The organism is Cellulosimicrobium cellulans, from assembly GCF_016921195.1.
Lineage (GTDB): Bacteria > Actinomycetota > Actinomycetes > Actinomycetales > Cellulomonadaceae > Cellulosimicrobium > Cellulosimicrobium cellulans_F.
The window spans coordinates 104,079-130,268 of sequence record NZ_JAFGYF010000001.1 but is presented as its reverse complement, the minus strand read 5'-3'; the positions used below and the strand labels follow the sequence as shown (position 1 = coordinate 130,268).

Annotated in this window: 21 protein-coding genes and 2 tRNA genes; 8 read left to right on the top strand and 15 right to left on the bottom strand. The window is 72.8% G+C overall.

The annotated features are described in order from the left end of the window. Nucleotides 1-5 precede the first annotated feature (5 nt). The 5 genes from JN535_RS00490 to pknB all read left to right on the top strand — a co-directional run bounded on the left by JN535_RS00490 (nucleotide 6) and on the right by pknB (nucleotide 8,371). Nucleotides 6-1,415, top strand: coding sequence for a Stp1/IreP family PP2C-type Ser/Thr phosphatase (locus tag JN535_RS00490; protein ID WP_205201013.1), 1,410 nt, complete (start codon nucleotides 6-8; stop codon nucleotides 1,413-1,415). Further along, nucleotides 1,415-3,076: an FtsW/RodA/SpoVE family cell cycle protein gene (locus JN535_RS00485; RefSeq protein ID WP_205201011.1), complete on the top strand. Its 1,662-nt coding sequence runs from the start codon at nucleotides 1,415-1,417 to the stop codon at nucleotides 3,074-3,076. The genes JN535_RS00490 and JN535_RS00485 overlap by 1 nt, the downstream gene beginning before the upstream one ends. Next, a complete protein-coding gene (locus JN535_RS00480) occupies nucleotides 3,073-4,539 on the top strand; it encodes a peptidoglycan D,D-transpeptidase FtsI family protein (protein WP_205201010.1) in 1,467 nt (488 codons plus the stop codon). The genes JN535_RS00485 and JN535_RS00480 overlap by 4 nt, the downstream gene beginning before the upstream one ends. Further along, nucleotides 4,536-6,161, top strand: a complete 1,626-nt coding sequence (locus tag JN535_RS00475; RefSeq protein WP_205201008.1) for a serine/threonine-protein kinase — start codon at nucleotides 4,536-4,538, stop codon at nucleotides 6,159-6,161. Before JN535_RS00480 ends, JN535_RS00475 begins: the two co-directional genes overlap by 4 nt. 110 nt (nucleotides 6,162-6,271) lie before the next feature. Next, entirely contained in the window at nucleotides 6,272-8,371 is a 2,100-nt protein-coding gene (gene pknB / locus JN535_RS00470) for a Stk1 family PASTA domain-containing Ser/Thr kinase (protein WP_205201007.1), read from the top strand. A 133-nt stretch (nucleotides 8,372-8,504) separates the two neighbouring features. Here the strand turns inward: pknB and JN535_RS00465 are convergent, their stop codons facing one another. From JN535_RS00465 to JN535_RS00450, 4 genes are read right to left on the bottom strand one after another with little or no spacing between them, the layout of a single operon-like run. Beyond that, the gene (locus JN535_RS00465) at nucleotides 8,505-9,164 is read right to left on the bottom strand and encodes an aminodeoxychorismate/anthranilate synthase component II (RefSeq protein ID WP_205201005.1); all 660 of its coding nucleotides are present in this window, start codon (nucleotides 9,162-9,164) and stop codon (nucleotides 8,505-8,507) included. Next, the gene (locus JN535_RS00460) at nucleotides 9,161-9,355 is read right to left on the bottom strand and encodes a hypothetical protein (RefSeq protein WP_205201003.1); all 195 of its coding nucleotides are present in this window, start codon (nucleotides 9,353-9,355) and stop codon (nucleotides 9,161-9,163) included. The genes JN535_RS00465 and JN535_RS00460 overlap by 4 nt, the downstream gene beginning before the upstream one ends. Beyond that, nucleotides 9,355-10,134 (bottom strand): class E sortase, encoded by a 780-nt coding sequence (locus JN535_RS00455; protein ID WP_307868013.1) that lies wholly within the window; start codon nucleotides 10,132-10,134, stop codon nucleotides 9,355-9,357. The genes JN535_RS00460 and JN535_RS00455 overlap by 1 nt, the downstream gene beginning before the upstream one ends. Then, complete coding sequence (locus JN535_RS00450) at nucleotides 10,131-10,949, bottom strand: DUF881 domain-containing protein (RefSeq protein WP_307868012.1); 819 nt, start codon at nucleotides 10,947-10,949, stop codon at nucleotides 10,131-10,133. Before JN535_RS00450 ends, JN535_RS00455 begins: the two co-directional genes overlap by 4 nt. A 310-nt stretch (nucleotides 10,950-11,259) precedes the next feature. Between JN535_RS00450 and JN535_RS00445 the strand changes: the two genes are divergently transcribed. After that, complete coding sequence (locus JN535_RS00445) at nucleotides 11,260-11,511, top strand: cell division protein CrgA (RefSeq protein ID WP_205201001.1); 252 nt, start codon at nucleotides 11,260-11,262, stop codon at nucleotides 11,509-11,511. Between the two features lie 133 nt (nucleotides 11,512-11,644). On the opposite strand, the gene JN535_RS00440 is transcribed toward JN535_RS00445, so the two are convergent. Together JN535_RS00440 and JN535_RS00435 are read right to left on the bottom strand one after the other, a co-directional pair. Then, nucleotides 11,645-12,457 (bottom strand): rhomboid family intramembrane serine protease, encoded by an 813-nt coding sequence (locus JN535_RS00440; protein WP_307868011.1) that lies wholly within the window; start codon nucleotides 12,455-12,457, stop codon nucleotides 11,645-11,647. Nucleotides 12,458-12,564: 107 nt separating this feature from the next. Further along, a complete protein-coding gene (locus tag JN535_RS00435) occupies nucleotides 12,565-13,104 on the bottom strand; it encodes a peptidylprolyl isomerase (RefSeq protein WP_205201000.1) in 540 nt (179 codons plus the stop codon). A gap of 141 nt (nucleotides 13,105-13,245) precedes the next feature. Between JN535_RS00435 and JN535_RS00430 the strand changes: the two genes are divergently transcribed. Continuing rightward, on the top strand, nucleotides 13,246-14,379 hold the full coding sequence (locus JN535_RS00430) for a hypothetical protein (protein WP_205200998.1): 1,134 nt from the start codon (nucleotides 13,246-13,248) through the stop codon (nucleotides 14,377-14,379). 212 nt (nucleotides 14,380-14,591) lie between these two features. Here the strand turns inward: JN535_RS00430 and JN535_RS00425 are convergent. The 6 genes from JN535_RS00425 to gyrB form a co-directional block, all read right to left on the bottom strand. Continuing rightward, a tRNA-Ala gene (locus JN535_RS00425) sits at nucleotides 14,592-14,664 on the bottom strand. Between the two features lie 39 nt (nucleotides 14,665-14,703). Then, a complete protein-coding gene (locus JN535_RS20440) occupies nucleotides 14,704-14,823 on the bottom strand; it encodes a DLW-39 family protein (protein WP_208863433.1) in 120 nt (39 codons plus the stop codon). 28 nt (nucleotides 14,824-14,851) lie between these two features. Continuing rightward, nucleotides 14,852-14,925: transfer RNA gene (locus tag JN535_RS00420), tRNA-Ile, on the bottom strand. A gap of 126 nt (nucleotides 14,926-15,051) precedes the next feature. Then, nucleotides 15,052-16,035 carry a DUF3566 domain-containing protein gene (locus JN535_RS00415; RefSeq protein WP_240200408.1) on the bottom strand — a complete coding sequence of 328 codons (984 nt, stop codon included), beginning with the start codon at nucleotides 16,033-16,035 and terminating at the stop codon, nucleotides 15,052-15,054. Next, on the bottom strand, nucleotides 16,032-18,668 hold the full coding sequence (gene gyrA, locus JN535_RS00410; protein ID WP_307868225.1) for a DNA gyrase subunit A: 2,637 nt from the start codon (nucleotides 18,666-18,668) through the stop codon (nucleotides 16,032-16,034). The genes JN535_RS00415 and gyrA overlap by 4 nt, the downstream gene beginning before the upstream one ends. 147 nt (nucleotides 18,669-18,815) lie before the next feature. After that, on the bottom strand, nucleotides 18,816-20,897 hold the full coding sequence (gene gyrB / locus JN535_RS00405) for a DNA topoisomerase (ATP-hydrolyzing) subunit B (RefSeq protein WP_307868224.1): 2,082 nt from the start codon (nucleotides 20,895-20,897) through the stop codon (nucleotides 18,816-18,818). Nucleotides 20,898-21,461: 564 nt separating this feature from the next. Between gyrB and JN535_RS00400 the strand changes: the two genes are divergently transcribed. Next, a complete protein-coding gene (locus tag JN535_RS00400) occupies nucleotides 21,462-22,979 on the top strand; it encodes a hypothetical protein (protein WP_205200993.1) in 1,518 nt (505 codons plus the stop codon). Nucleotides 22,980-23,116: 137 nt separating this feature from the next. Here JN535_RS00400 and JN535_RS00395 read toward each other — a convergent pair whose 3' ends face one another. The 3 genes from JN535_RS00395 to gnd form a co-directional block, all read right to left on the bottom strand. After that, nucleotides 23,117-23,734 (bottom strand): DUF721 domain-containing protein, encoded by a 618-nt coding sequence (locus JN535_RS00395; protein WP_205200992.1) that lies wholly within the window; start codon nucleotides 23,732-23,734, stop codon nucleotides 23,117-23,119. Nucleotides 23,735-23,858: 124 nt separating this feature from the next. Continuing rightward, on the bottom strand, nucleotides 23,859-25,169 hold the full coding sequence (gene recF, locus JN535_RS00390) for a DNA replication/repair protein RecF (protein WP_205200990.1): 1,311 nt from the start codon (nucleotides 25,167-25,169) through the stop codon (nucleotides 23,859-23,861). Between the two features lie 43 nt (nucleotides 25,170-25,212). Continuing rightward, on the bottom strand, nucleotides 25,213-26,151 hold the full coding sequence (gnd, locus tag JN535_RS00385; RefSeq protein WP_205200989.1) for a phosphogluconate dehydrogenase (NAD(+)-dependent, decarboxylating): 939 nt from the start codon (nucleotides 26,149-26,151) through the stop codon (nucleotides 25,213-25,215). Nucleotides 26,152-26,190: the final 39 nt, after the last annotated feature.

Sequence of the window (26,190 nt, the reverse complement as noted above, 5' to 3'; positions counted from 1 at the left end):
CCGCAGTGAACATCGCCCTGCGCTACGCCGCGCGCTCCGACGTCGGGCTCGTGCGCTCCAACAACCAGGACTCCGGCTACGCGGGCCCGCACCTGCTGGTCGTCGCCGACGGCATGGGCGGGCATGCCGGGGGCGACGTCGCCTCGTCCATCGCCATCGCGGCGCTCGCGCCGCTCGACGGCGAGTCGCACGGCCCGGACGACGCGCTCGCCGAGCTCGAGCGCTCGATCGACCACGCGCGCCAGGACCTCGTGGACCGCAGCGTGACCGACCCCGAGCTCGTCGGCATGGGCACGACCGTCACCGCGATCCTGCGCGCGGGCAACAAGCTCGCGATGGCGCACCTCGGCGACTCGCGCGCGTACCTGCTGCGCGACGGCGAGCTCACCCAGGTCACGACCGACCACACGTTCGTGCAGCACCTCGTGGACACGGGCCGCATCTCGCCCGACGAGGCGGAGACCCACCCGCAGCGCAACGTCGTCATGCGCGTGCTCGGGGACTTCGACATCGACCTCACGCCGGACATGTCGGTGCGCGAGGCGAAGCCGGGGGACCGCTGGCTGCTGTGCTCCGACGGCCTCTCGGGCTTCGTCAGCCCGGAGACGATCGCCCAGACGCTCGCGGACGTCCCCGACGTCGACGAGTGCGCCGACCACCTGCTCCAGCTCGCGCTGCGCGCCGGCAGCACCGACAACGTGACGGTCGTCGTCGCGGACATCGTGGACGTCGACGCGCTGCCCGACGGTGCGGCGCCCGGCACCGGGGCGCAGATCGTCGGGTCCGCCGCGATCGACCGCGACGCCCCGACGTCGGCCGCGGACGGCCCCGCGGCCCGGGCGGCGGCGCTCATGGCGAGCGCGAACGCCCCCACCGAGGAGCCCTCCGCTGACGGCGCGGCCGACCCCGCGGAGGGCGACGAGGCAGCGGGCGAGACCCCGGGGGACGGTGACGACGACGTGCGACCCGGCCGCGCGCCGCGGCGGTGGATCACGGTCGTCGCCGTCCTCCTCGTCGTCGTCGGCCTGGGCGTGGCCGGGTGGGCGGGCTACCGCTGGACGCAGACGCAGTACTACGTCGGGGTCGCCGACGGTCAGGTGGCCGTGTTCCGCGGCATCCCGGAGAACGCGGGCCCCGTGACGCTGTCGTCGCCGATCGAGCTCACCGGGACGCGGGTCGCCGACCTGCCGGGCTACGTCGTCGACCGTCTCGAGACGACGATCCCCGCGGAGTCGCTCGAGGACGCCCGAGCGCGCGCGGAGCGCCTCGTCGTCGAGGCCGCGGAGGAGTCCACCGACGGCCCCGCGACCGACGGCCCCACCCAGGCACCCACCGAGGGTGCGACCGAGACCCCGGAGGCCGGGGCGCCCGACGTGACCCCGGCACCCACCGACGGCGCCGGCTCGGGGGCCTGATGGCCACGGTGGAGACCACCGAGGTGCGCCCCGGCCGGGGCGCGGAGCTCGGTCTGCTCGTCCTCGCGCTCGCGCTGGGCATCGGGGCGTACGCGCTCGTGGGCCTCCAGCTCACGGGCGAGCTCCCGGGCCGCTTCTACGTGTACAGCATCGGCACCGTGGTGCTCGCGGGCGCCGCCCACGTGCTGCTGCGGTTCAAGGCGCCGTACGCGGACCCGGTGATCCTGCCGATCGCGGTCGCGCTCAACGGCATCGGCCTCGCGATGATCTTCCGCCTGGACCTCGGCTCGCAGGTCACGGGCGGCACCCAGGACCTCGCGCCACGCCAGCTCCAGTGGACCGCGCTCGGCATCCTCTGCGCGTTCGCGCTGATCTGGTTCCTGCGCGACCACCGGACCCTGCGCCGCTACACGTACACCGCGATGATCGCGGGCATCGTGCTCGTCGCCCTGCCGCTCGTCCCGGGCCTCGGGACGCGCATCAACGGCGCGCAGATCTGGATCAACGTCTTCGGCTTCTCGCTCCAGCCCGCCGAGTTCGCGAAGATCGCGTTCGCGATCTTCTTCGCCGGCTACCTCGTGACGAACCGCGACACCCTCGCGCTGGCCGGGCCCAAGGTGCTCGGTCTGCAGCTCCCGCGCCTGCGCGACCTCGGGCCGATCATCATCGTCTGGCTCGTCTCGCTCGCGATCCTCGTGTTCGAGCGCGACCTCGGCACGTCGCTCCTGTTCTTCGGCCTGTTCGTCGCGATGCTGTACATCGCGACCGAGCGCGTGAGCTGGGTCGTCATCGGTCTGCTGCTCATCGCCGTCGGCGCGGTGCTCGCGGCGTCGACGTTCGGCCACGTGCAGGCGCGCGTCGACGTGTGGCTGCACCCGTTCGACCCCGAGATCTTCGGCCGCAGCCCGGGTGGCTCGGGCCAGCTCGTGGGCGGCCTGTTCTCGCTCGGCAACGGCGGCCTGTTCGGCACCGGCTGGGGCGCCGGCTACCCGCGGACGGTCCCGTACGCGTTCTCCGACTTCATCTACGCGTCGCTCGGCGAAGAGCTCGGCCTCACGGGCCTCATCGGCATCCTGCTCGCGTACCTCATCCTCGCGGAGCGCGGCCTGCGCACCGCGATCGGGGTGCGCGACGGGTTCGGCAAGCTCCTCGCCGGCGGCCTCGCGTTCGTCATGGCGTGGCAGCTCTTCGTCGTCGTCGGCGGGATCACCCGGATCATCCCGCTCACGGGCCTCACCATGCCGTTCGTCGCGCAGGGCGGGTCGTCGCTCCTCGCGAACTGGCTGGTGGTCGGGCTGCTGCTGCGCATCTCCGACGACGCGCGGCGCCCGTCGTCGCTGCCGGTGCGCGGGCAGGTCGCGCCCGGCGGCGCGCGCTCGCGCACCGACTCCGACCCGGTGGCCGTCGTGGGCGGCGGAGCTCCCGCCGTCGGGGCCAGGCCCGACGACGCGCCCACCACGGTCGGCGCGCCCGCCGTCGCCGGGCCGCCCACGGGTCCGACGCGCGCGACGACGGGCGTGCAGCCCGCCGTCGGGCAGACCGGCGAGGTCTCCGCCCACCCGGACGAGCTGCGCACCGAGGTCGTGCGGCGGGGGGACGGTCGCGAGAGCACGGACGCCGGCACCCATCCGGAGACCGACCCCTGGGGAGGAGCCCGGTGAACGTCCCCCTGCGTCGCGTCGCGACGGTCGTCCTCGTCATGTTCCTCGCGCTCATGGTGTCGACGACGTACATCCAGTTCGTCCAGGCGGACTCGCTCAACAACGACTCGCGCAACGCCCGCACGATCTACCGCGAGTACAACAAGTTCCGCGGCCCGATCGTCGTCGCGGGCGACGCGATCGCGTCCTCGACCCCCGTGGACGACGCGTTCGGCTTCCAGCGGCAGTACTCGAACGGCCCGCTGTACGCGCCCGTCTCCGGGTTCCTCTCGCTCACCAACGGGCGCACCGAGATCGAGGACAAGGAGAACGACTACCTGAACGGCGAGGCGAGCTCCCTGTGGCTCGACCGGCTGAGCGCGCTGTTCACGGGCAAGCAGCCGCAGGGCGCGTCCGTCGAGCTGACGATCGACCCCGCGGCGCAGCAGGCCGCCTGGGACGCGCTGGGCGACCAGCGCGGCGCGGTCGTCGCGATCGAGCCCAAGACCGGGCGGGTCCTCGCGCTCGTGTCGAAGCCGAGCTACGACCCCAACGAGCTCGCGACGCACGACACCGCCCTCGCGCGCGAGCGGTACCAGGAGCTGCTCAACGCCGAGGGCAACCCGATGTCGAACCGCGCCATCCGTGGCAACACCTACCCCCCGGGGTCGACGTTCAAGATCGTCACCTCGGCTGCGGCGCTCGAGAGCGGGCAGTACACGGCCGAGACCGTGATCCCGGCACCGGACGAGCTGCCGTACCCCCAGTCGACGCAGACGATGAAGAACTTCGGCGGGTCGCGCTGCTCACCCACGGGCGAGATGACGCTCGCGGACGCGCTGCGCATCTCGTGCAACACCGCTTTCGGGGACCTGGCCATGACGCTCGGGGAGGACGCCATGCGCGAGCAGGCCGAGGACTTCGGCTTCGACGCGTCGCTCGAGATCCCCATGGACGTGACTCCCAGCCGGTTCCCCGCCGCGGGGACGGAGGGCGCGGACCCCGCCGGCATCGCCCGAGCCGGCATCGGGCAGGGCGAGGTCAAGGTCACGCCCCTGCAGATGGCCATGGTCGCCGCCGCGATCGCGAACGACGGCGTGCAGATGGCCCCGTACACGGTCGAGACGATCCGCAACCCCGACCTCGACGTCGTCCGCCAGTCCGAGCCGCGCCGGCTGCGCACGTCGGTGTCGCCGTCGACCGCTGACCAGCTCACGCAGATGATGCTCGGAGTCGTCGAGAACGGCTCCGGGAAGGCGGCGCAGATCCCGGGCGTGCAGGTGGCGGGCAAGACCGGCACCGCCGAGACGGGCGGCGAGGCAGCACCGCACGCGTGGTTCACGAGCTTCGCTCCCGCGGACGACCCGCAGGTCGCGGTCGCGGTCATCGTCGAGAACGGCGGCTCGCTGGGCAACGAGGCGACGGGCGGCGCGATCGCCGCGCCGATCGCGCGCGCCGTCATGGAGGCGGTGTTGAACGGATGAAGCCCGTGAGGGGGCTGACGCTCGGGAACCGTTACCGCCTGGTCCGGCGTATCGCCGTCGGTGGGATGGGCGAGGTGTGGGTCGCGGCCGACGACGCGCTCGGGCGCGAGGTGGCCGTCAAGGTCCTGCGGACCGAGTACGCGGGGAACGAGGACTTCCTCAACCGGCTGCGGACCGAGGCCCGCAACAGCGCCGCGCTCTCGCACCCCAACATCGCCCAGATGTACGACTACGGCGAGACCAACGGTTCCGGGTACCTCGTCATGGAGCTCGTCGTGGGCGAGCCGATGGCGGACCTGCTGGAGCGGGAACCCGTGCTGCCGCCCGCGCGGCTCCTGCCGATCCTCGCCCAGACGGCGCGCGGCCTCCACGCGGCGCACCTCTCCGGCGTCGTGCACCGCGACGTCAAGCCGGGCAACATCCTCATCGACCGCTCCGGCGCGGTGAAGATCACCGACTTCGGCGTCTCGCTCGCCGCCAACCAGGTCCCGATGACCGCGACCGGCATGGTGATGGGCACCGCCCAGTACCTGTCGCCCGAGCAGGCCGTCGGGCAGGCGGCCACGGGGGCGTCGGACATCTACGCGCTGGGCATCGTCGCGTACGAGTCGATCGTCGGGAACCGGCCGTTCACCGGGTCCACACCGGTCGACATCGCCGTCGCGCACGTCAACGAGCCCGTGCCACCGCTCCCGTCGTCGGTCGACCCGGAGCTCGCCGAGCTCGTCATGGTCATGCTCGCCAAGGACCCGCTCGCGCGGCCGCACCCGGCCGACGCCCTCGCGCGGGTCTTCGAGGAGATCCAGGCGCGCCTCGCGGCCGACCCCTGGTCCGCTCGCGCCGGTGCGCCCGCCAACACCCGGCGCGCTCGGCGCGCCCGTGCAGCAGCCGACGACGGGGCACCTGCTCCGGAGCCCGACCCCGCGCCCGTCATCACCCCCCTCGTGATCCCGGCCGCCGTGCGCGACCCGCACGCGGCGGACCCGACGACGCCCTGGGTCGCCGCGGAGTCGCGCGCGGGCGCGCACGCCGCGGAACACCTCGCGGACGACGACGCCCGCGACGTCCGCCCGGTCGCCCGGCACGGCGACGCGGTCGCGTCGCCCGCGCCCGGCCCCGTACCGGCGGCCGACGTCGCGCCGGGGCCGGCCCTGCCGTGGGAGCGCCCCGTCCCCGCCGCCACGAGCGACGACGCGTCGGCTCCTCGTGCGTACCCGCCGCGCCGCGAGATGCACAGCGGTACACGCGCGTCGCGCCGCCCTCAGCCGGCCCGCGGTGGCGCCCGGCCGGCGGGCGGCTCCGGGTCCGGCGGGGCCCCGCCGACCGCACCCGCGACCCGCGCCGAGGCGCGCCGGCAGTCGCAGGCGGCGCCGTCGCGGTCGTCCTCCGGCCGTCGGACGTCCACGACGACGGGCCGGCGCCTCGGCGGGCTGCCGAACGGCCTCACGTGGCCCCTGGTCGCCCTGCTGGGGTTGCTCCTCGTGCTGGTCGTCGCGACGATCGCCTCCCTGGGGGACCGGGACGGGGATGACGCCGACGCGGCTCCCGCGGCCGCCGTCGAGAGGGTCACCGACGCCGCCTCACCGGTCGCCCCGGCTCCCTCCGGGCGGGTGACATCGTGACGACATCGTTGTGTTCCCGGCTTTCCCGGACGCCCTCCAGTGGGATGATTGCGCCAGATGTGCCGCGCGCGGACGCGCCCGCGGCTCCGACGACACCGAAGGACGAATGAGTGGTGGACAACGCTCCCCGAGTGCTTGCCGGGCGCTACCAGGTCGGTGAGCTCATCGGCCGTGGTGGCATGGCCGAGGTGCACATCGGGCACGACAACCGCCTCGGTCGTACCGTCGCGATCAAGATCCTGCGGTCGGACCTCGCCCGCGACCCGTCGTTCCTCGCCCGCTTCCGGCGCGAGGCCCAGGCCGCGGCGTCGCTCAACCACCCCGCCATCGTCGCGGTGTACGACACGGGCGAGGACGTCCACGCCGACGCCACCGGCAACTCGGTGCACGTCCCGTTCATCGTCATGGAGTACGTCGAGGGACACACGGTCCGGGACATCCTCCGCGACGGCCAGGCCGTGCCGATCGACGAGGCGGTCGAGATCACCGCGGGCGTGCTCGCGGCGCTCGAGTACTCCCACCACGCCGGCATCGTCCACCGCGACATCAAGCCCGCGAACGTCATGATCACGCCCACCGGAGCGGTCAAGGTCATGGACTTCGGCATCGCGCGCGCGGTCGCCGACTCCGCCGCGACGATGACGCAGACGCAGGCCGTCATCGGCACGGCGCAGTACCTCTCGCCGGAGCAGGCCCGCGGCGAGACCGTCGACGCGCGCTCCGACCTGTACTCCACCGGCTGCCTGCTCTACGAGCTCCTCACGGGCCGTCCGCCGTTCATCGGGGACTCGCCCGTCGCGGTGGCCTACCAGCACGTGCGCGAGGCCCCCGCGACGCCCAGCGCCGTCGCGCCCGACGTGCCCGAGGTCCTCGACCGCATCACGCTCAAGGCGCTCGCCAAGGACCGCACCGCGCGCTACTCGAACGCCGCGGAGTTCCGCGCCGACCTGGAGAACGCCGTGCGGGGCGGGGCGATCACCGCTCCCGCGCTCGGTGTCGCCGCCGCCGCGGCCGGGCTCGGTGCCGCCGCCGCGGCCGCCGACCTCCAGCCCACGATGGTCGAGTCGGCGACGCAGGTCATGGCGCCCGCGGCCGCCGCCTCGAACCCGTGGGCGACGAGCGTGGCTCCGGCCGTCCCGCCCGGCGAGGAGGCCCCGGGGGAGGACGAGGAGGAGCCCAAGAGCCGTAAGGGCCTCATGTGGGCCCTCATCGCGATCGGCGTGCTCGCTCTCGCCGCGATCATCACGATGCTCGTCATCAACGGCCAGGGCGAGGAGGAGCCGACGACGGGCACGGTCCCGACGCTCTCGGCCGGCGTGACGCCCGAGGAGGCCGAGAAGGCGATCACCGACGCCGGGTTCGAGTACGCGCAGGCGATCGACGAGGAGTCGACCGAGCCCGAGGGGACGTTCACGAAGACCGACCCGGCAGGAGGCACCACCCAGGAGCTCGGCGTGACGGTCACGGCGTTCTTCTCCGCCGGGCCCGACGCCGTCACGCTGCAGGACCTCAAGGGCAAGACCCAGGAGGAGGCGCGGCAGTACCTCGCCGACAACGGCCTCAGCGTCGGGGACGTCGCCACGGAGGACTCCCCGGACGTCGCGAAGGGGTCCGTGACCAGGACGGACCCGGGTGCGGGCCAGTCCGTGCCTGCCGGGTCGACCGTCAACCTGTTCGTGTCGAGCGGCCTCGTCGCACTGCCCGACGTCACCGGCCAGCAGTTCGACGCCGCGAAGTCGACGATCGAGGCTCTCGGCCTCGGCGTCGACCGGAGCGACGAGGAGTCCGACGAGCCGGAGAACCAGGTCCTCTCCCAGCAGCCCAACGCCGGGAGCGTCCCCCAGGGGTCGCGAGTGACCCTCAAGGTCGCGGTCCCGCGTGCCGCGGAGACGACGACGGTCCCGTCCAACCTGGTCGGCATGACCTTGGACCAGGCGAACGACGCCCTCGGTGGTGCGGGGCTCAACCCCGGGCGCCAGCAGAACCAGGAATCCGACCAGTGGCCCGCCGGTACGGTCATCGGCTCCGACCCGCGGGGTGGCTCCGAGGTCCCCGTCGGCACGGAGGTCTCGCTTATCGTCTCGACCGGCCCCGGCCCGTCGACCGGCGGCGACAACGGCGGAGGCAACGGCGGGGGCAACGGCGGGGGCAACGGCAACGGCGGAGGCAACGGCGGCGGGGGCGACGGCGGCGGAGAAGGCGACGGCTGACCCCGCAGCGCACCACCGGCCATGACCAACGGGCCCGCACCTCGCGAGAGGTGCGGGCCCGTCGTCGTGCTGCGGGAGAAGCCGTCGCCGGTGCGGAGCTCCTGGGCCGTGGTCTGCCGACGGTCGCGGGCGGCTACTGCCGGACGAGCGGAGCCATGCCCGCCGAACGCTCGACGGCGCCGTCGAGGCCGCACGACTCGAGCCAGTTCGCGAGCAGGCGGTGGCCGCCCTCGGTGAGCACGGACTCGGGGTGGAACTGGACGCCGTGCAGGGGCAGGTCCCGGTGCTGGAGGCCCATGATGACCCCGCCTGCGGTCGACGCGGTCACCTCGAGCTCGGCGGGCACGGTGTCGCTCACGACGGCGAGCGAGTGGTAGCGCGTCGCGGTGAACGGGGTGGGGAGCCCGGCGAGGACGCCCTCGCCCTCGTGCTCGACGAGGCTCGTCTTGCCGTGCATGAGCTCGGGCGCGTGCGTGACCGTCGCGCCGTACACCTCGGCGAGCGCCTGGTGGCCGAGGCACACGCCGAGCATCGGCGTGCGCGACGCGGCGCACGCCCGGATGACCTGCTCGCTCTGGCCGGCCTCCTTCGGGGTGCCCGGCCCGGGGGAGACGAGCACGCCGTCGAACACCCCGCCGTCGGCGTCGTGGAACCGGCCCTCCGCGTCGGGCTCGGGCACCGCGTCGTTGCGCACGACGACGGTCTGGGCGCCCAGCTGGTCGAGGTAGCCGACGATCGTGTAGACGAACGAGTCGTAGTTGTCCACGACGAGGATGCGGGTCTGGTCGGTCATCGCGGGGCCTCCACGGACACCGCGCCGGCGGCGTCGGTCTGGATGTTGGGGTCGTTGAACGGCATGTACTCGGACACGATCGGGAACAGCCACTCGAAGCACGCGAGCACGACGGCGGCCGCGAGGACGAGCAGGACCAGCACCCGGACCCATGCCGGGCCGGGCAGCACGCGCCACAGCGCCCCGTACATCACGCGCTCCCTTCGGCCGGCGGAGCGGTCTGGCCGACCAGGTCCGGCGGCGTGCCGTCCTCGACGGGCATCCAGTAGTCCAGCTTCGCGTTGACGATGAACCGCGCCACGAGCGAGTTCAGCCCGATCGGGTGGCACGTCGTCAGGGTCAGGTACCGCTCGGTGGGCTCGACGCCCGGTTGCCACGGCACCGGGGCGATGGCCTCGACCTGGTCCGGCTTCACCGCCTGCATGTGGTCCACGCGGTACACGTACCAGACGCCACCGGCCTCGACGACGATCGGGTCGCCGACCTGCAGCTCCTCCACGTCGTGGAAGATCTTGCCGTACGTCTGCCGGTGGCCGGCCAGCGAGAAGTTGCCGACCGCGCCCGGCATGACGGTCTCGGGGTAGTGCCCGGCCATCGCCTTGTCGAGGATCGACCGCTTGTCGGTGCCCTCCGCGATCGGCATCATCTTGCCGTCCCACCGCGGCACGTAGAGCGTGCCCCACACCTCGCCCGGCGCGGGCGCCTCCATGACCGGCGGCTCGTCGCGCCGGACCGTCGTCGCCACGTCCCCTGCGTCGGGGGTGGGCGCGTCGATCTCCTCCAGGACCTGCGCCTGCACGCGGTCCGCCTGCACGTCCGTCCACCAGAGCTGCCAGACGACGTACAGGCCCAGCAGGATGCCGAGCGTGATGAGCAGCTCGCCGACGACGCCGACGACCGTCGAGACCGCGCCGCGTCCCGAGCCGCGGCGGCCGGCGTGCCGCACCGGGGCGGAGGCCGTGGTCGTCACGACGCCACCGCGTCGGCCGGGCGCGCGTAGCGCAGCTCGAGCGCGCCCTCGTACCCCGGGAGCTCGAGGCCGGCCTTCTCCTCGACCGACCAGCCGAGGTTCACGGCGTCGACGTACTCCTGGTACACCTGCACGCCGGGCGACCGCTCCAGGGCGTCCCGCAGCGCGTCGGGATCGCCCACGGCCTCCACGACGTAGGGCGGCGAGTACACGCGGCCGTGCAGCAGGAGGATGTTGCCCGCGCAGCGGAACGCCGACGTCGCGGTGACGCGCTGGCCCTGGAGGGTCATCGCCTCCGCGCCGCCGGCCCACAGGGCGTTGACGACGGACTGGATGTCCTGCTGGTGCACGACGAGGTCGTCCGGGCGGATCTGCGGCGGGTAGTTGCCCTCCGGGGGCGCGTCGTCGAGCGTGACCGACAGGCCCGTGCCCGTCACCGGCGTCGTGCCCGCGGCGACGGCGGTGCGCGTCGCGAGGTCGGGGTCGACGCCCGCCGGCGTGTCGCCGGTCTGCGACAGCGCCGCGATCTCCTCCGTGAGCTCGTCGACCTGGGCCGAGAGGTCCGCCACGCGGTCCGACTCGCGGTCGACGAGCTGCGCGAGGTTCTCGGGGTGGCGCGAGTCCTCGCCCCGGGCGAGGCGAGCGTTGGCCGTGAACATCACGCCGGCGAGCGCGAGGACGAGCGCGACGGTCACGGCGGACCGGACCCTGCGCGAGCGCGGCGGCACAGCAGGGACAGCGGGCGACGGCGTGGGACCGGCCGCTGCTGCGGCGGGGTCGTGCGGCGTCGCGGAGGCGGGGTCGGTGCTGCTCACGCGACCGTCTCCTTCCTGGGCGGACGAGGTCGTCGACCAGGTCCGTGCCGTGCGTCTGTCGTGTCGTCGTGGCCGCGGTCGGGCCGTTTCCCGCGCGCGGTGTCCGTGCCTATTGTGTGCGCCCACTACGCTAGTCGACGAACGTCGTCCACGATCGTGACGGACCCGTGCCCCTACGGAGCCCCGCGGTGCGTCGACGACCTTCGCCCGAGCCATGCACGGTTCCTGCACGACGACGGCAGGCGTCCGCTCCCGCGGTGCGTCCCGACGCCGTCGGCAGCGGACCCCACCAGGACAGGAGCCCACCCTCGTGCCCGAGTCGAAGTCGCGCAAGAAGCCCACGCCGCAGCGTCCGCCGAGCGTGCCCAAGCCCGAGTCGGGCAACCCGCGCTGGCTCGTGCCCACGATGCTCGGGCTCATGCTCCTCGGGCTGGCCTGGATCGTGCTGTTCTACCTCAGCGGGTCCGAGCAGCTCCCGATCCCGCCGCTGGGCGCCTGGAACCTCGCCGTCGGCTTCGCGTTCATCATCGCCGGCTTCGCGCTCACCACGCGCTGGAAGTAGGCGGCTTCGACGGCGGCCGCGCGCCTCGGGGCGCGCGGCCTGCCGGGCGACGGGTGGGGCGGGGAATCACACCGCCGTAGTTCCACACCTGTGAGTAACCCTGGGGATAAACCTCCCGGGGCGCCGCCCGTCGTCAGCCGACGAGGTGCCCGACCTGGGCGGCCGAGGCATATGTCAGCCACGCCGCCGCGACGAGTGCGACCGCGACGACCGCCGTCGCGCCCACGGACACCGCGATGCGTCGTTCCTTCGGCGCGTACGCGTACGCCGCCCCGAGAACGAGGCCGACGACGAGCCCACCGAGGTGGGCCTGCCACGCGATGCCGGTGAAGAAGAGACCGATCGCGAAGTTGATGCCGATGAGCACGACGATCTGCATCGCGTTGCGACCCGTCCGGCGCAGCACGAGCAGGATCGCGCCGAAGAGCCCGAACACGGCCCCCGAGGCACCGACGACGGGCTGGTACCACCCCTCCGACGTCGGACCGCCGGCGAGGACGAGGTAGCCGACCGAGCCCCCGATCGCCGACAGCAGGTAGAGCGCGACGAAGCGCCAGCGGCCGAGCATCTGCTCGAGGAACGGCCCCGTGACCCACAACGCGTACATGTTGAAGAGGATGTGCACGGGGCTCGTCGAGTGCAGGAAGGCCGACGTGAGGAATCGGTACGGCTCGTCCTCGCCGATGAGCGGTGCGAACCACCACAGCCGCGTCCACTCGCCGCCGGTGACGAGCTGGAGTAGCCAGCTCACGACGCACAGGCCGATGATCGTGAACGTCACGACCGGCGGGCCGCCGTGGACCCTGCCGCCGAGCGCGCTGCGCTGCGTCGGCGCCTGCCGGGCCGCCTCGCGCACGCAGTCGACGCACTGCACGCCGACGGCCGCCGGGCGCTGGCACTCGGGGCACGCGGGGCGCCCGCAGCGCTGGCAGCGCACGTAGGACACACGGTCCGGGTGCCGCGGGCACACGGGCGGGACGGCAGGACCGTCGTGCGGTCCGGCCGTCCCGTACGCGGGCGGGCCGGGAGGCCCGGGAGGTGTGGTCGAGATGGTCAGTCCTCGATCGTGACCGACGTGATGACGATGTCCTCCTGCGGACGGTCGCCCGGACGCGTCGGCGTGGCGTTGATCGCGTCGACGACGGCGCGCGACGCGTCGTCCGCGACCTCGCCGAAGATCGTGTGCTTGCCGTTGAGCCACGGCGTGGGGACCGTCGAGATGAAGAACTGGGACCCGTTGGTGCCCTCGGCCTCGCCCGTGACGGGGTTGCGGCGCAGACCCGCGTTCGCCATCGCCAGGAGGTAGGGGCGGTCGAACTGGAGCTCGGGGTGGATCTCGTCGTTGAACGTGTAGCCGGGACCGCCCGTCCCGGTGCCCAGCGGGCAGCCGCCCTGGATCATGAAGTCCTGGATCACGCGGTGGAAGATCAGGCCGTCGTAGAAGGGCTCGGTGCGCTCGGCGCCGGTGCGGGGGTCGGACCACGTCGTGGTGCCCTTCGCGAGCCCGACGAAGTTCGCCACCGTCTTCGGGGCGTGGTTCGGCAGGAGCTCGATCCGGATGTCACCAGCGGTCGTGTGGAGGGTTGCGAACATGGGCACCATCCTCCCACGAGACCCGCGCGCGACCCGTCCGGCGCGACGTCTCGCGGGGCGGGCACGGTGGTGGCAGAGTGGTCGGAAACGCCCATCGCATCCGCCCTTCGTCCCGTCGGACGACGACCCCGGGGAGCACGCATGACCCGTTCTCGCTCAGCGAGCGACTCCGTCAAGGACACGCTCGAGTCGATCGACACCGAGAAGCTCAAGGACCAGGCCGCCCAGGCGGCCGCGACCGCGCAGAACGCCGCGAGCCAGCTCGCCGACCAGGCCAAGGACGCCGCGGTGCACGCCAAGGAGTGGGGGACGCCCAAGGTCGAGGCCTTCCTCGAGTGGCTCCAGCCGCGCGTCGAGAAGGCGTGGCAGGACAGCATCCAGGCTGCCGCGCCGCGCGTCGAGAAGGCCGCGGGCAAGGCTGCGCCCGCCATCGACACCGCGCACGACAAGCTCGTCGACGACGTGCTGCCGAAGATCGTCGCGAGCTTCAACGCCGCGGCCGCCAGCGCCGCGGAGTCGGCCCAGCGGGCGGCCGACAACGCCGCGGAGGCGACCGCCGCCGCGTCCGCCGCTACCGCGGCGGCGACCGGCAGGAAGGCGCGCAAGCTCGCCAAGCAGGCGCGGAAGGCCGCCGCCGAGGCGGCGAAGCAGGCCCAGAAGTCGGCCGGCAAGGCGGGCAAGAAGGCCTCGAAGCACGCCGACAAGGCGGCCGAGAAGGCCGCCGCCAAGCTTGCTGCGGCGGCCGACAAGGCGGCGGCCAAGGCCGCGGAGGCCGACGCCTCGAAGGGCAAGGGCCGCACCCTGTGGTGGATCGCCGGCGGCGTGACCGCGGCCGGCGTCGGCTACGTGCTCTACCGCCGCGCGCAGCCCACGACGGACCCCTGGGCCGAGCCGTGGGAGCAGGAGCAGCAGCAGGTCCGCTTCGACGACGTCGTCGGCGATGCCCGGCACGCCGTCGGGGACGCCGCCGAGTCGCTGGGCGAGGCCGCAGGCGTCGCCGTCGCGAAGGGCCGCGAGGCGACGGACAAGCTCGCCGAGCGCGCCGCCGAGGTGCGCGACGACGTCACCGACCGCGTCAGCGACGCCGTCTCCGACGCGAAGGACGCCGCCAAGAAGGCCACCAGCCGGGCCCGCAGCAACTCGCGCGGCGCGGCCTCGTCGGCCAAGGACGCGGCGGAGGACGCCAAGGACGACCTCGGAGACGCCGGCAAGAAGGCGCGCGAGGCGGCCGAGGCCGCCGCGGAGGACGCCGCCAAGAAGGCCGACGACGTCTGACGCTGACCTCGACCACGACCGGTGGTCGACGTCTCCGAGCAGAAGGGTCCGCACCGTCCGGTGCGGACCCTTCGTCGCGGTGGCCGCCCCGCCGGCGACTCGACCCGTCGCCGAGCAGGAGCTGATGGTGCGACTCCTGTGGCGGGCCGCCGAGCCGGACGGAAAAGGCCGCTGACAGGTCTCGACGACCTGTCAGCGGCCTTTCCGCACGGTGGAGCCAGGGGGACTCGAACCCCCAACCCCCTGCTTGCAAAGCAGGTGCGCTACCAATTGCGCCATGGCCCCGGGAGACACGGCCTGGGGCCGGTCAGGAGTGAGACGTGCTCACTCGAAGGTGTCGGTGACCTCTGCCCAGAGGTCGCGCTCGGCGTTGTCCTCCGTGTACTTGCGCCACAGGAGATATCCCGCGCCGGCGGCGAGGAGCAGGACGAGAAGCTTCTTCATGACGTTCCCCCTCGAGTGGGTTCGGCAGTGGGCCTAAGAGGACTTGAACCTCTGACCTCTTCCTTATCAGGGAAGCGCTCTAACCGTCTGAGCTATAGGCCCGTACGCGCCTCGTCGGACAGCCCCAGGGGGCCGCTCCGCTCGCAGGCAGCGATTGAGGTTACCCCACCGGGCGCCGCAGACCCAAACCGAGGGGTCCGTGGCCCCCGGTCGGGGAGCCGTCCTGGGTCAGTCGTCCGTGAGCGTGAGGTGCACGCCGCCCACGAGCGCGGCGACGATGTTGTACAGGAACGCCATGATGGTCGACAACGCGGTGATGATCACCACGTTCACCACGCCCAGCAGGGTGGCGATGGAGATCACGCGACCGAACGCCACGTACTGGACGATGTCCACCTCGGTCTCGGTGCCGACGATCTGCGTGAACAGGTCCTCGATCTTCGCGAAGACCATCATGCCGTCGAGGACGTACCAGACCACGGCCGTCGCGACGACGGTCATGATGCCGATCGCGACCGCCAGCAGGAAACCGAGCTTCATCGCGGACCAGGGGTCGATGCGCGAGACCGCGAGGCGGACGCGCCGCGGTCCTCCGTCGTTCCGCACGGTGGGCGTCGCGCCCGTCGCGGTCCCGACGGAGGGCGTCGCGCCCGTGACGGGGCTCGCGGTGCCGGTCACGCCGGCCGCGGAGTAGTGCAGCGAGGCCGCCGCCGGGGCGCTCGTCGCGGCCGGAGCCGCGGAGGCGCTGGGGGCCGCCGAGGTGGTCGTGGGCACGCGCCTCACCGTCTCGTCGTCGATGTCGTCCTGAACGGGCTGCTGGGGGTCGGTCTCCGCGGGCGCGGCCGGGACCGCCGCGGAGACCTTCTTGGCCGCGCTCTTCGCCGCGGCGAGGGCTGCAGCGGCGGCCTTCACGGCCCCGGCGCGAGCGACGGCGACGCGGCTCTCGCCGGACGCCCGCTCCATCCCGTCGTCGTCCACGCCCCGCTCCGGGGCCGACTGGCTCGGGGGAGGGGGCGGGGGCGGCGGCGGGACGGCACCCGACGTGGCACCGCTCGAGCTGCCGTTCGACGTCCCGTTCGAGGACGCGCCGTTCGACTCGCCGTGCCTGCTCGTCGCCGCGGAACCGCCGTTGCGCGACGCCGCCTCCGTGTCCGGACGCGGCACGGTCAGCCGCGGCGTGATCGTCGGCGGTGCGTTGTTCTCGCTGCTCATCTGGTTTCCTCGGTGGTTCCGGGGGCCGACTCGGTCCCGCTCGCCCCGTCGGACGAGGCGGTCGGATCGGTGATCGGTGCGCTCGTGTCGGTGCCGACCGGGGCCGTGCCGGTCCCGTCCTCGCCCTCCACGGTATCCCGATCCTCTCCGAGGCGACGCTCGACGTTCCGCGCGACCGCGATGATGCGGTCGCCCTTGTCGGGCTTCGCGAACGTCACCCCCTGCGTGTTGCGGCCCGTGAGGTTCACCTCGTCGACCGCGGACCGCACGATCTTCCCGCGTTCCATGATCACCAGCACCTCGTCGTCGGCCTCCGTCACCAGAGCCCCCACGAGATCTCCACGAGCCTCCACGAGGTTCGCGACCTTGATCCCCAGACCACCGCGCCCCTGGACCCGGTACTCGTCGATCCGCGTGCGCTTGGCGAACCCGCCCTCGGTCACGACGAAGAGATCCGAGCCCTCCTCGACCACGTCCGCCGAGAGCAGCTCGTCGCCCTCGCGGAACTTCATGCCCGTCACGCCCGACGTCGCGCGCCCCAGCGGTCGCATCGTCTCGTCGCTCGCGGGGAAACGGATCGACTGGCCCTTGCGCGAGACCAGGATGAGGTCGTCGTCGGCGTCCACGAGGAGCGCCGCGACGAGCTCGTCGGGCGTGCCCGACTCGTCCTCGCGCAGGTTGATCGCGATGAGCCCGCCCGAGCGCGGGGAGTCGTACTCCGACAGCCGCGTCTTCTTGACGAGCCCGCGGCGCGTGGCGAGCACGAGGTACTCCGCCGCGTCGTAGTCGCGCAGGTCGAGGACCTGGGCGATCCGCTCGCCGGGCTGGAACGCGAGGAGGTTCGCCACGTGCTGGCCCTTGGCGTCGCGGCCGCCCTCGGGCAGCTCGTACGCCTTCGCGCGGTAGACCCGACCCAGGTTGGTGAAGAACAGCAGCCAGTGGTGCGTCGTCGTCACGAAGAAGTGGTCGACGATGTCGTCCTCGCGCAGCTGCGCGCCGCGCACGCCCTTGCCACCGCGCTTCTGCGCCCGGTAGCTGTCGCTCCGGGTGCGCTTCACGTAGCCGCCGCGCGTGATGGTGACGACCATCTCCTCCTCGGCGATGAGGTCCTCGATCGAGACCTCGCCGTCGAACGGGAGGATCGTCGTCCGGCGCTCGTCGCCGTACTTGGCGACGATCTCGCCCATCTCCTCGCCGACGATCGTCCGCTGGCGCTCGGGCTTGGCGAGGATGTCCTGGTAGTCGAGGATCCTGCGCTCGAGCTCGTCGTGCTCGTCGAGGATCTTCTGGCGCTCGAGCGCGGCCAGACGGCGGAGCTGGAGGTTGAGGATCGCCGTCGCCTGGACCTCGTCCACGCCCAGCAGCTCCATGAGGCCTGTGCGCGCCTGGTCGACGTCGGGGGAGCGGCGGATGAGGGCGATGACCTCGTCGAGCGCGTCCAGCGCCTTGAGGTAGCCGCGCAGGATGTGGATGCTGCGCTCGGCCTCGGCCAGCAGGTAGCGCGTACGCCGCACGACGACGTCGAGCTGGTGGGTCGTCCAGTGCCGGACGAACGCGTCGAGGCTCAGCGTGCGCGGGACGCCGTCGACGAGCGCGAGCATGTTCGCGCCGAACGTGTCCTGGAGCTGCGTGTGCTTGTACAGGTTGTTGAGCACGACCTTGGCGACCGCGTCGCGCTTGAGCACGATCACGAGGCGCTGGCCCGTGCGACCCGACGTCTCGTCGCGGATGTCGGCGATGCCCTGGATACGGCCGTCCTTGACGAGGTCGGCGATCTTCGCCGCGAGGTTGTCCGGGTTCACCTGGTAGGGGAGCTCGGTGACGACCAGGCACACGCGGCCCTGGATCTCCTCGACGTTGACCACGGCGCGCATCGTGATCGAGCCGCGACCGGTCCGGTACGCCTCCTCGATGCCCTTGTGGCCGAGGATCGTCGCGCCGGTCGGGAAGTCCGGGCCCTTGATGCGCTGCAGGAGCGCCGCCAGCAGCTCCTCGCGGCTCGCCTCCGGGTGGTCCAGGTGCCACTGGACGCCCTCGGCGACCTCGCGCAGGTTGTGCGGCGGGATGTTGGTCGCCATGCCGACGGCGATGCCGGCGGAGCCGTTGACCAGCAGGTTCGGGAACCGCGACGGCAGGACCGCCGGCTCCTGCGTGCGGCCGTCGTAGTTGTCCTGGAAGTCGACGGTGTCCTTGTCGATGTCCCGGACCATCTCCATGGCGATGGGAGCCATGCGGCACTCCGTGTACCGCGGGGCTGCCGCCGGGTCGTTGCCGGGCGAGCCGAAGTTGCCCTGGCCGGCCACCAGCGGGTAGCGCAGCGACCAGTCCTGCACGAGGCGCACGAGCGCGTCGTAGATCGCGCTGTCGCCGTGCGGGTGGAACTTGCCCATGACGTCGCCGACGACGCGCGAGCACTTCGAGTACGACCGGTCCGGCCGGTAGCCGCCGTCGTACATCGCGTACAGCACGCGGCGGTGCACCGGCTTGAGCCCGTCGCGGACGTCCGGCAGCGCACGGCCGACGATGACGCTCATCGCGTAGTCGAGGTACGACCGCTGCATCTCGAGCTGGAGGTCGACCTGCTCGATGCGCCCGTGGTGCACCGCGACCGCCGTCCCGTCCGCGTGCACGATCTCGTCGGCCCCGTCGCCGGGGGCGGTCGGCTCGATCTCGGGGTTCTGCTCGTCGGTCACGGTCTACCTCGTTCGTCGTCTCGTGCAGGTGCTGCTGTCGCCGCCGGTGCCGGGACCGGAGGAGCGGCCGTGCCGGGTCGTGCCGGCTCAGATGTCAAGGAACCGCACGTCCTTCGCGTTGCGCTGGATGAAGCTGCGGCGGGACTCGACGTCCTCGCCCATGAGGACGGAGAAGATCTCGTCCGCGGCGGCGGCGTCGTCCAGGGTGACCTGGTTGAGCGTGCGGTGCTCGGGGTCCATGGTCGTGTCCCACAGCTCCGAGTAGTCCATCTCTCCCAGACCCTTGTAGCGCTGGATCCCGTTCTCCTTGGGGATCCGCTTGCCCGCGGCCTGCCCGGACGCGAGGAACGCGTCGCGCTCCTTGTCGGAGTAGACGTAGTCGTGCGGGGCGTTCGACCACTTGAGCCGGTACAGCGGCGGCTGCGCGAGGTACACGTGCCCGTTCTCGATGAGGGGGCGCATGTACCGGAAGAGCAGCGTGAGCAGGAGCGTCGCGATGTGCTGGCCGTCGACGTCGGCGTCGGCCATGAGGACGATCTTGTGGTACCGCAGCTTGGCGATGTCGAAGTCCTCGCCGATGCCCGTGCCGAACGCGGTGATGATCGACTGGACCTCCTGGTTGGACAGGGCCCGGTCGAGGCGCGCGCGCTCGACGTTGAGGATCTTGCCGCGGATCGGGAGGATCGCCTGCGTCTGCGGGTTGCGGCCGCGCACGGCGGAGCCGCCGGCCGAGTCACCCTCGACGATGAAGATCTCGCACTCCTCGGCGCGGTTCGACTGGCAGTCGCGCAGCTTGCCGGGCATGCCGCCCGACTCGAGCAGGCCCTTGCGGCGCGTCGCCTCGCGCGCCTTGCGGGCCGCGATGCGTGCCTGCGACGCCTGGATCGCCTTGCGGATCACGTCGCGGCCCTCGTTCGGGTGCGAGTCGAACCAGTCGGTGAGCTGCTCGTGGACGACGCGCTGGACGAACGTCTTCGCCTCGGTGTTGCCGAGCTTGGTCTTCGTCTGGCCCTCGAACTGCGGCTCGCCGAGCTTGACGGAGACGACGGCGGTCAGGCCCTCGCGGATGTCGTCGCCCGTGAGGTTGTCGTCCTTCTCCTTGAGGATGCCCTTGTCGCGCGCGTACCGGTTGACCAGCGAGGTCATGGCCGCGCGGAAGCCCTCCTCGTGCGTGCCGCCCTCGGTCGTGGAGATCGTGTTCGCGTACGTGTGCACGGACTCGGAGTACGCGCTGGTCCACTGCATCGCGATCTCGACCGAGATCCGCTTCTCGGTGTCCTCGGACTCGAAGTCGATGACGTCGGGGTGGACGAGCTCGACCTTCTTCGCCCCGTTGAGGTGCTTGACGTAGTCGACCAGGCCGCCGTCGTACTTGTAGGTGACGGTGCGGGCCGGGGCCTTCGTCGTGCCCGACGGCGTGGCGTCGCCGTCCGCCTCCGAGAGGCCGTCCGCGTCGGCCGCACCGTCGCCTCCCGTGACCTCGTCGCCCGTGTCGAGGTGCTCGGGGCGCTCGTCCGTCAGCGTGATGCGCAGACCCTTGTTGAGGAACGCCATCTGCTGGAAGCGAGCGCGCAGCGTCTCGAAGTCGTACTCGGTCGTCTCGAAGATCGCCGGGTCGGCCCAGAACGTCTGCGTCGTGCCCGTCTCGTCCGACGGCTCGAGCCGCTCGACGGGCGCCACCGGGTTGCCGCCCTCGGTGAACTCCTGGCGCCACGAGTACCCGTCGCGACGGACCTCGGACACCATGCGGGTCGACAGCGCGTTGACGACCGACATGCCGACACCGTGGAGACCGCCGGACACCGCGTACCCGCCGCCGCCGAACTTGCCGCCCGCGTGGAGGATCGTCATGACGACCTCGAGCGTCGGCTTGCCCTCGGTCGGGTGGATCGCGACCGGGATGCCTCGGCCGTTGTCGACGACGCGGACGCCGCCGTCGGCCAGGAGCGTCACGTCGATCGTGTCGGCGTGGCCCGCGAGGGCCTCGTCCACAGAGTTATCCACAATCTCGTACACAAGGTGGTGGAGGCCCCGCTCGCCGGTCGAGCCGATGTACATGCCCGGACGCTTGCGGACCGCCTCGAGGCCCTCGAGGACGGTGATGTTGCTCGCGTCGTAGCCGCCGCCCGCCGAGGGTGCCGCCTCCGCGGACGCCGTCGGGTCGGAGATGGCGGTGTCGGTGTGGTCTGCCACGGGCAGGACTGCTCCTCGTCGTCGTGCGTGCCGCGCACGCGTTCGCACGGAAGGCGGCGTGGCTGCTCAAGGGTTCCGGGCCCGCACCATGGTCGACGTCGGCTCCTCCGCGGCGGTGGGCGCCGGCCGCGGACGGCTGGGCGCACCTCGTCGGAGGGACTGCGCGCACGGGTGGTGAACAGACCCGGAATGACCTCCCCAGTCTACCCGCCACGACCCGAATTCCGCGGATTGTGGCGCCCCTGGGGATGCGGGACGACACATCCCGCCGACGTGCTCCTCGCGTGGCTCCGGTGGCCCTCCACACCGTTGTCCACAAGCAGTGTCCACAGGCCCGTGCACATGTCCGGTCGTGGGACGTCACGAGGCGCACGCCGCGTCGACCACTCGCACGTGGGAACGCTGCCACCGGTGGACAAGTCGGGAATCGGCGTTTCGCGCCGAAGGTGGTCTAATACCACAGACCATCCTTGCTCGCGCGTCGACCGCGGAGGAGTGATCGCCAGCGCGGGCGACCCGACCCCGAAGGGACCCCACTCCGTGAAGAGACTCCTCGCGGGCGCCGCCGCCGCGGCGCTCGCCATGGGCGCCGTGCTGGTAGCCACCGCGGCGCCCGCCTCCGCGCACACACCCCAGGTCTCCGCGACCTGCACCGAGCTCTCGGTGAACCTCACGCAGTACTCCGACCGCGGCCACAGCAAGAACGAGGTCACGGTGACGATCGGCGACGAGTCCGTCGACACCCGCTCGTTCAAGGCGTCGTTCCGCGGCACCTACGAGATCCCCGACCCAGGCACCGCGACACCGTGGAAGGTCGCGGTGAAGGCGTCGGACGACCCTGACGGGCGCAAGGGATGGTCCAGGACGCTCGAGGGCACGACGACGCCGTGCCCCACCGGCGAGGAGGTCCAGGTCGGGATCTACCTCTATCCCAAGCTCGACGCCGGCAAGCCTGCCGCCTGGGAGAACTCCGGGGAGCAGGCCCTGCTGACGACCAGGACGCTCACGCTCGACGAGGACGAGCTGCGGTCGGGCGAGCACTGGTTCACGGAGCTGCCCGAGGGGACGCTGGACGGGGTCGACCTGTGCAGGGGCTGGGGGATCCAGCAGGACCTCGTCCGCGGAGGACCCGACGAGTACACGATGCCGGAGAGCATCACCTACCCGGACGGCTCGTCGATGGACGGCCACCTCGTGGACTGGACCCACCAGGAGCTCACCGAGTTCGGCGTCGAGCTGCCCTCGGCCGCCGACTGCCGCACGACCCCTGTGGACGACGAGGTCGAGGAGCCGACCCGTGTCGTCCCGGCCCCGCCGGCCGCGATCACCGCCTGCGAGGCCGGTGCCACGCCCGTCGCACCCGAGAACTCCGCCGACGTGACGTACCTCGTCCGGACGGACGGCGTCCTCGCGACCCCCACGGCCGGCAACGTATTCGGTGAGGACCTTGCCGGCTACCAGCTGCTCGAGGACGGCAGCGCGCTCTTCCCGATCGAGGCGCTCCGGCCTGCCGCGGAGGAGTGCGACCTCGTCCCCGGCGACATCGCGTCGCTGTGCGAGGGGGACGTGCCGTACCTGGCGTACGAGGTCGCGCTCCCCGAGGGCGTCACGGTCGACGACGAGAACCCGCTGACCATCACCTTCCTCAACCCGGGCGACGGGGAGGACTGGACGGTCACCGGCCAGCCCCTCGCCGGCCGCATCCTCTGGCCGGGCGCGTCGGCCGACGAGCCGCAGCAGTGGCCGGGCTGGCTCCTGACCGACGACGGCACGTACGTGGAGACTGAGGGCAACTACGCGTGGACGCGGGACGGCGTGGACGTCCTCTTCGAGGTCAACCCGTCGTACTCGACCCGGGTCTCGTACCCGCCGGCGACGAGCGAGTGCGCCAACCCGCCCGCAGGCGCCGTCGGTGGTGTCGAGGCGGGCGGCCCGACGCCGTCCGGCCCCGCGCTGGCGTCGACCGGCGCGACCGTCGCGGGCGCCGCCGCGTTCGCGGCGCTGCTCGTCGGTGGCGGTGCCCTGGTCCTCTGGCTGCGCCGCCGCGCGCACGCCTGACCCCATGACGTGGTGACCAGCGCCCCGGTCACCACCCCCGCGAGGCCCGCCGTGCCCCCGGTCACGGCGGGCCTCGTCGTCCGTACCCGCGTGCTGCGCCGCCCGTCAGGACGTCGCGAGGGGGCGCCGTCGGTCTCTCAGCCCCACGTGTCGCGCGGACCGGGCCCGCGGACGGACTTCTTGCCCCGGCGGAAGCTCGGGCCGGCCGGTCCCAGGACGGTCACCGTCTCCACGACTCCCTCGCCGACCTCGCGCGCGAGGCGTTCGAGCAGCTGCGGCGCGAGCAGCCGCACCTGCGTCGCCCACGCGGTCGAGTCGGCGCGCACGACGAGCACCTTGTCCTCGAACGTCTCCGGCTCGCAGTGGTCCGCCACCTGGTCCCCGACGACCTCGCGCCAGCGCCCCACGACGCCCCCCACGGAGACGTCGGCGACCCAGTCCCGCTCGCGCAGCAGGTGCGCGACGACGTCGCCCAGCAGCTGCGGGTCGCGCCCGCCCGGGCGCGCAGCCGACGTCGGCGGGTCGGCCAGGATCCGGCGCCGCGGCTCCTGCCCGGGCCGCAAGCCCTTCGCCCGGGCGGCCGCCTTCGCGCGGTTGAGCGCCTGCCGCGCCACCTCCGCCGGCGGCGTCAGCTCCACGACGTGCCCCACCGGCAGCCCCGTCGCCCGCGGCTCCGCCTCGTCCCCGTCCTCCCCGGTCGGGCGCGACGACGAGGACGGTTGACCGGGGTCGGGCTCACCGAGGTGCGACGACATGGCGGGGGAAGAGGACGATGCCGGGTCCTGGCCGGCCTGCCGGGAGCCTGCGGGGGACGAGCGGGTGGACGGTAGAGCCGGCGTCGTCGCCTCACCCCGTTCCCAGGGCGACCCCGGGCCACGCTCATTCCTCGACACGACTCACCCTCCCGTCCTGCACGGCGAACCGCGCCCCGTCCAGGAGCGCCGGGACGTCGTCGGGCACAGCCGCCGTGATGATGACCTGCCCGGCGCCGGCGACGAGCTGGGCCAGGCGCTCGCGCCGCCGGACGTCGAGCTCGGCGAAGACGTCGTCGAGCACGAGGATCGGCTCGCCGTCGGGGCCCCAGTGGTCGGCCCACAGGAGCGAGTCCAGCCCGGCGGGTGCGCCGTCCCTGAGCAGCCGGTACGAGGCGAGGCGCAGCGCGAGGGCGAAGGACCACGACTCTCCGTGGCTCGCGTAGCCCTTAGCCGGCAGCCCACCGAGCGTGAGCACGACGTCGTCGCGGTGGGGCCCGACGAGGTTCACGCCGCGCTCGATCTCCTTCGCCCGTACCGCCCGCATGGCATCCAGCATGCGCTTCTCGAGCGCCGGCGCGTCGGGGATGCCCGACGTCGGTGCCTCGCCGTCGGCGTCCGGCTCGCCCCGTGCGGGCGCACCGTCCCCGGCCGCGTGCGGGTCGAGGGCCTCGTCGACCGACGAGCGATAGGCGATCTCCGCGGCGCCCTGACCGGCGCTGACCTGCTCGTACGCCTCGGCGACGTACGGCGTGAGCGCCGCCACGAGCTGCAGGCGCAGCGCGGTGATCTCGGCGCCGAGGCTCGCGAGCCGGGCGTCCCAGACCTCGAGCGTCGCGAGGGGGGACGACGCGCCCTCTTGCGCGTCGTCGTCGGGCGGGGGCTCCGCGGCCGCGGGACGACGCGTCCCACGGCCTCGACCCCGGAGCGCGGTCGCGGACTTGAGGAGCGCGCCCCGCTGGCGCAGCACCCGCTCGTAGTCCGCGAGGAGCGCGGCGACCCGGGGGACCAGGAGGACGGCGAGCTGGTCGAGGAACCGCCGGCGGCCGTCCGGGTCGCCCTTGACCAGGGCGAGGTCCTCCGGCGCGAAGAGGACGGTCCGCACGATGCCGAGGACGTCGCGCGGCCGCTTCGCGGGCGACCGGTTGATGCGGGCGCGGTTCGCACGCCCGGAGGCGATCTCCAGCTCGACCGTGCTCGCCCGGTCGCCCCGGACGACCCGCGTCCGGACGACGGCACGCGTGGCGCCGGCGCGGACGAGCGCCGCATCTCCGGCGACCCGGTGGCTCGCCAACGTCGCCACGTAGCCGATCGCCTCGACGAGGTTCGTCTTGCCCTGGCCGTTCTGCCCGACGAGGGCGTTCACGCCCGGGACCAGCTCGACGTCGACGGACTCGTAGGAGCGGAAGTCGACGAGGGACAGGTGGGAGACGTACATGGGTCCAGCGAGAGGTCGGGGACGAGGCGGACGGGCGCCCCGGTCAGGCCGGGGGCTCGAGCGGTCCGGCCCCCGGGGAGGCCGGACCGGCAGCCTTCACGGCGTGGCCGCCGAACTGCTGGCGCAGCGCCGCGACGGCCTTGAGCGCCGGGGACTGCTCCTGACGAGAGGCGAAGCGCGCGAAGAGCGCGGCCGAGATGACCGGCAGCGGGACGGCGTTGTCGATGGCCTCGTCGACGGTCCAACGCCCCTCGCCCGAGTCGTCGACCCAGTCGTCGATCTCGGCGAGCTGGGGGTCCTCCTCGAGCGCCTTGACGAACAGGTCGAGGAGCCACGACCGCACGACCGTGCCGCGCGTCCAGGCCTTCATCGTGCCGTGCACGTCCTTGACGAGCTCGCTCTTCGCGGCGAGGAGCTCGTAGCCCTCCGCGTACGCCTGCATGAGGCCGTACTCGATGCCGTTGTGGACCATCTTGGCGAAGTGGCCGGCACCGACCTCGCCCGCGTGGACGAAGCCCTCCTCGCGAGGCCCGTCGGGCCGCAGCGCGTCGAAGATCGGCATGGCGGCCTCCACATGGGCCGGGTCGCCGCCGACCATGAGGCCGTAGCCGTTCTCGAGGCCCCAGACCCCGCCCGAGACACCGACGTCGAGGTAGCCCACGCCCTTCTCGGCCAGCTCGGCGGCGCGTGCCTGGTCCTCCGCGTAGTACGAGTTGCCGCCCTCGATGACGAAGTCGCCGTCGCCGAGCAGGCCGCCCAGCTCGGTGACGACGCCACGCGTCGGCTCACCCGCGGGCACCATCACCCACACGATGCGCGGACCGTCGTCGGGCAGGGCCGCGACGAGGTCGGCGAGGCTCGCGACGTCGGAGACCTCCGGGCGAGGGTCGTAGCCGACGACCTCGATGCCGGCCGCGCGGATGCGCGCCCGCATGTTGTTGCCCATCTTGCCGAGACCGACGAGTCCGATGCGCGAGACCATGCGAGTCCTCCGTGGTGCGGTGATGCGGTCGAGAGACGG

Bases quoted from the DNA above. Each gene is read 5' to 3' on its own strand.
- JN535_RS00395 (WP_205200992.1), bottom strand. From the start codon at position 23,734: ATGTCGTCGCACCTCGGTGAGCCCGACCCCGGTCAACCGTCCTCGTCG.
- recF (WP_205200990.1), bottom strand. From the start codon at position 25,169: ATGTACGTCTCCCACCTGTCCCTCGTCGACTTCCGCTCCTACGAGTCC.
- JN535_RS00460 (WP_205201003.1), bottom strand. From the start codon at position 9,355: ATGTACGGGGCGCTGTGGCGCGTGCTGCCCGGCCCGGCATGGGTCCGG.
- JN535_RS00465 (WP_205201005.1), bottom strand. From the start codon at position 9,164: ATGACCGACCAGACCCGCATCCTCGTCGTGGACAACTACGACTCGTTC.
- JN535_RS00430 (WP_205200998.1), top strand. From the start codon at position 13,246: ATGACCCGTTCTCGCTCAGCGAGCGACTCCGTCAAGGACACGCTCGAG.
- JN535_RS00415 (WP_240200408.1), bottom strand. From the start codon at position 16,035: ATGAGCAGCGAGAACAACGCACCGCCGACGATCACGCCGCGGCTGACC.
- JN535_RS00475 (WP_205201008.1), top strand. From the start codon at position 4,536: ATGAAGCCCGTGAGGGGGCTGACGCTCGGGAACCGTTACCGCCTGGTC.
- JN535_RS00435 (WP_205201000.1), bottom strand. From the start codon at position 13,104: ATGTTCGCAACCCTCCACACGACCGCTGGTGACATCCGGATCGAGCTC.
- JN535_RS20440 (WP_208863433.1), bottom strand. From the start codon at position 14,823: ATGAAGAAGCTTCTCGTCCTGCTCCTCGCCGCCGGCGCGGGATATCTC.
- JN535_RS00485 (WP_205201011.1), top strand. From the start codon at position 1,415: ATGGCCACGGTGGAGACCACCGAGGTGCGCCCCGGCCGGGGCGCGGAG.
- gnd (WP_205200989.1), bottom strand. From the start codon at position 26,151: ATGGTCTCGCGCATCGGACTCGTCGGTCTCGGCAAGATGGGCAACAAC.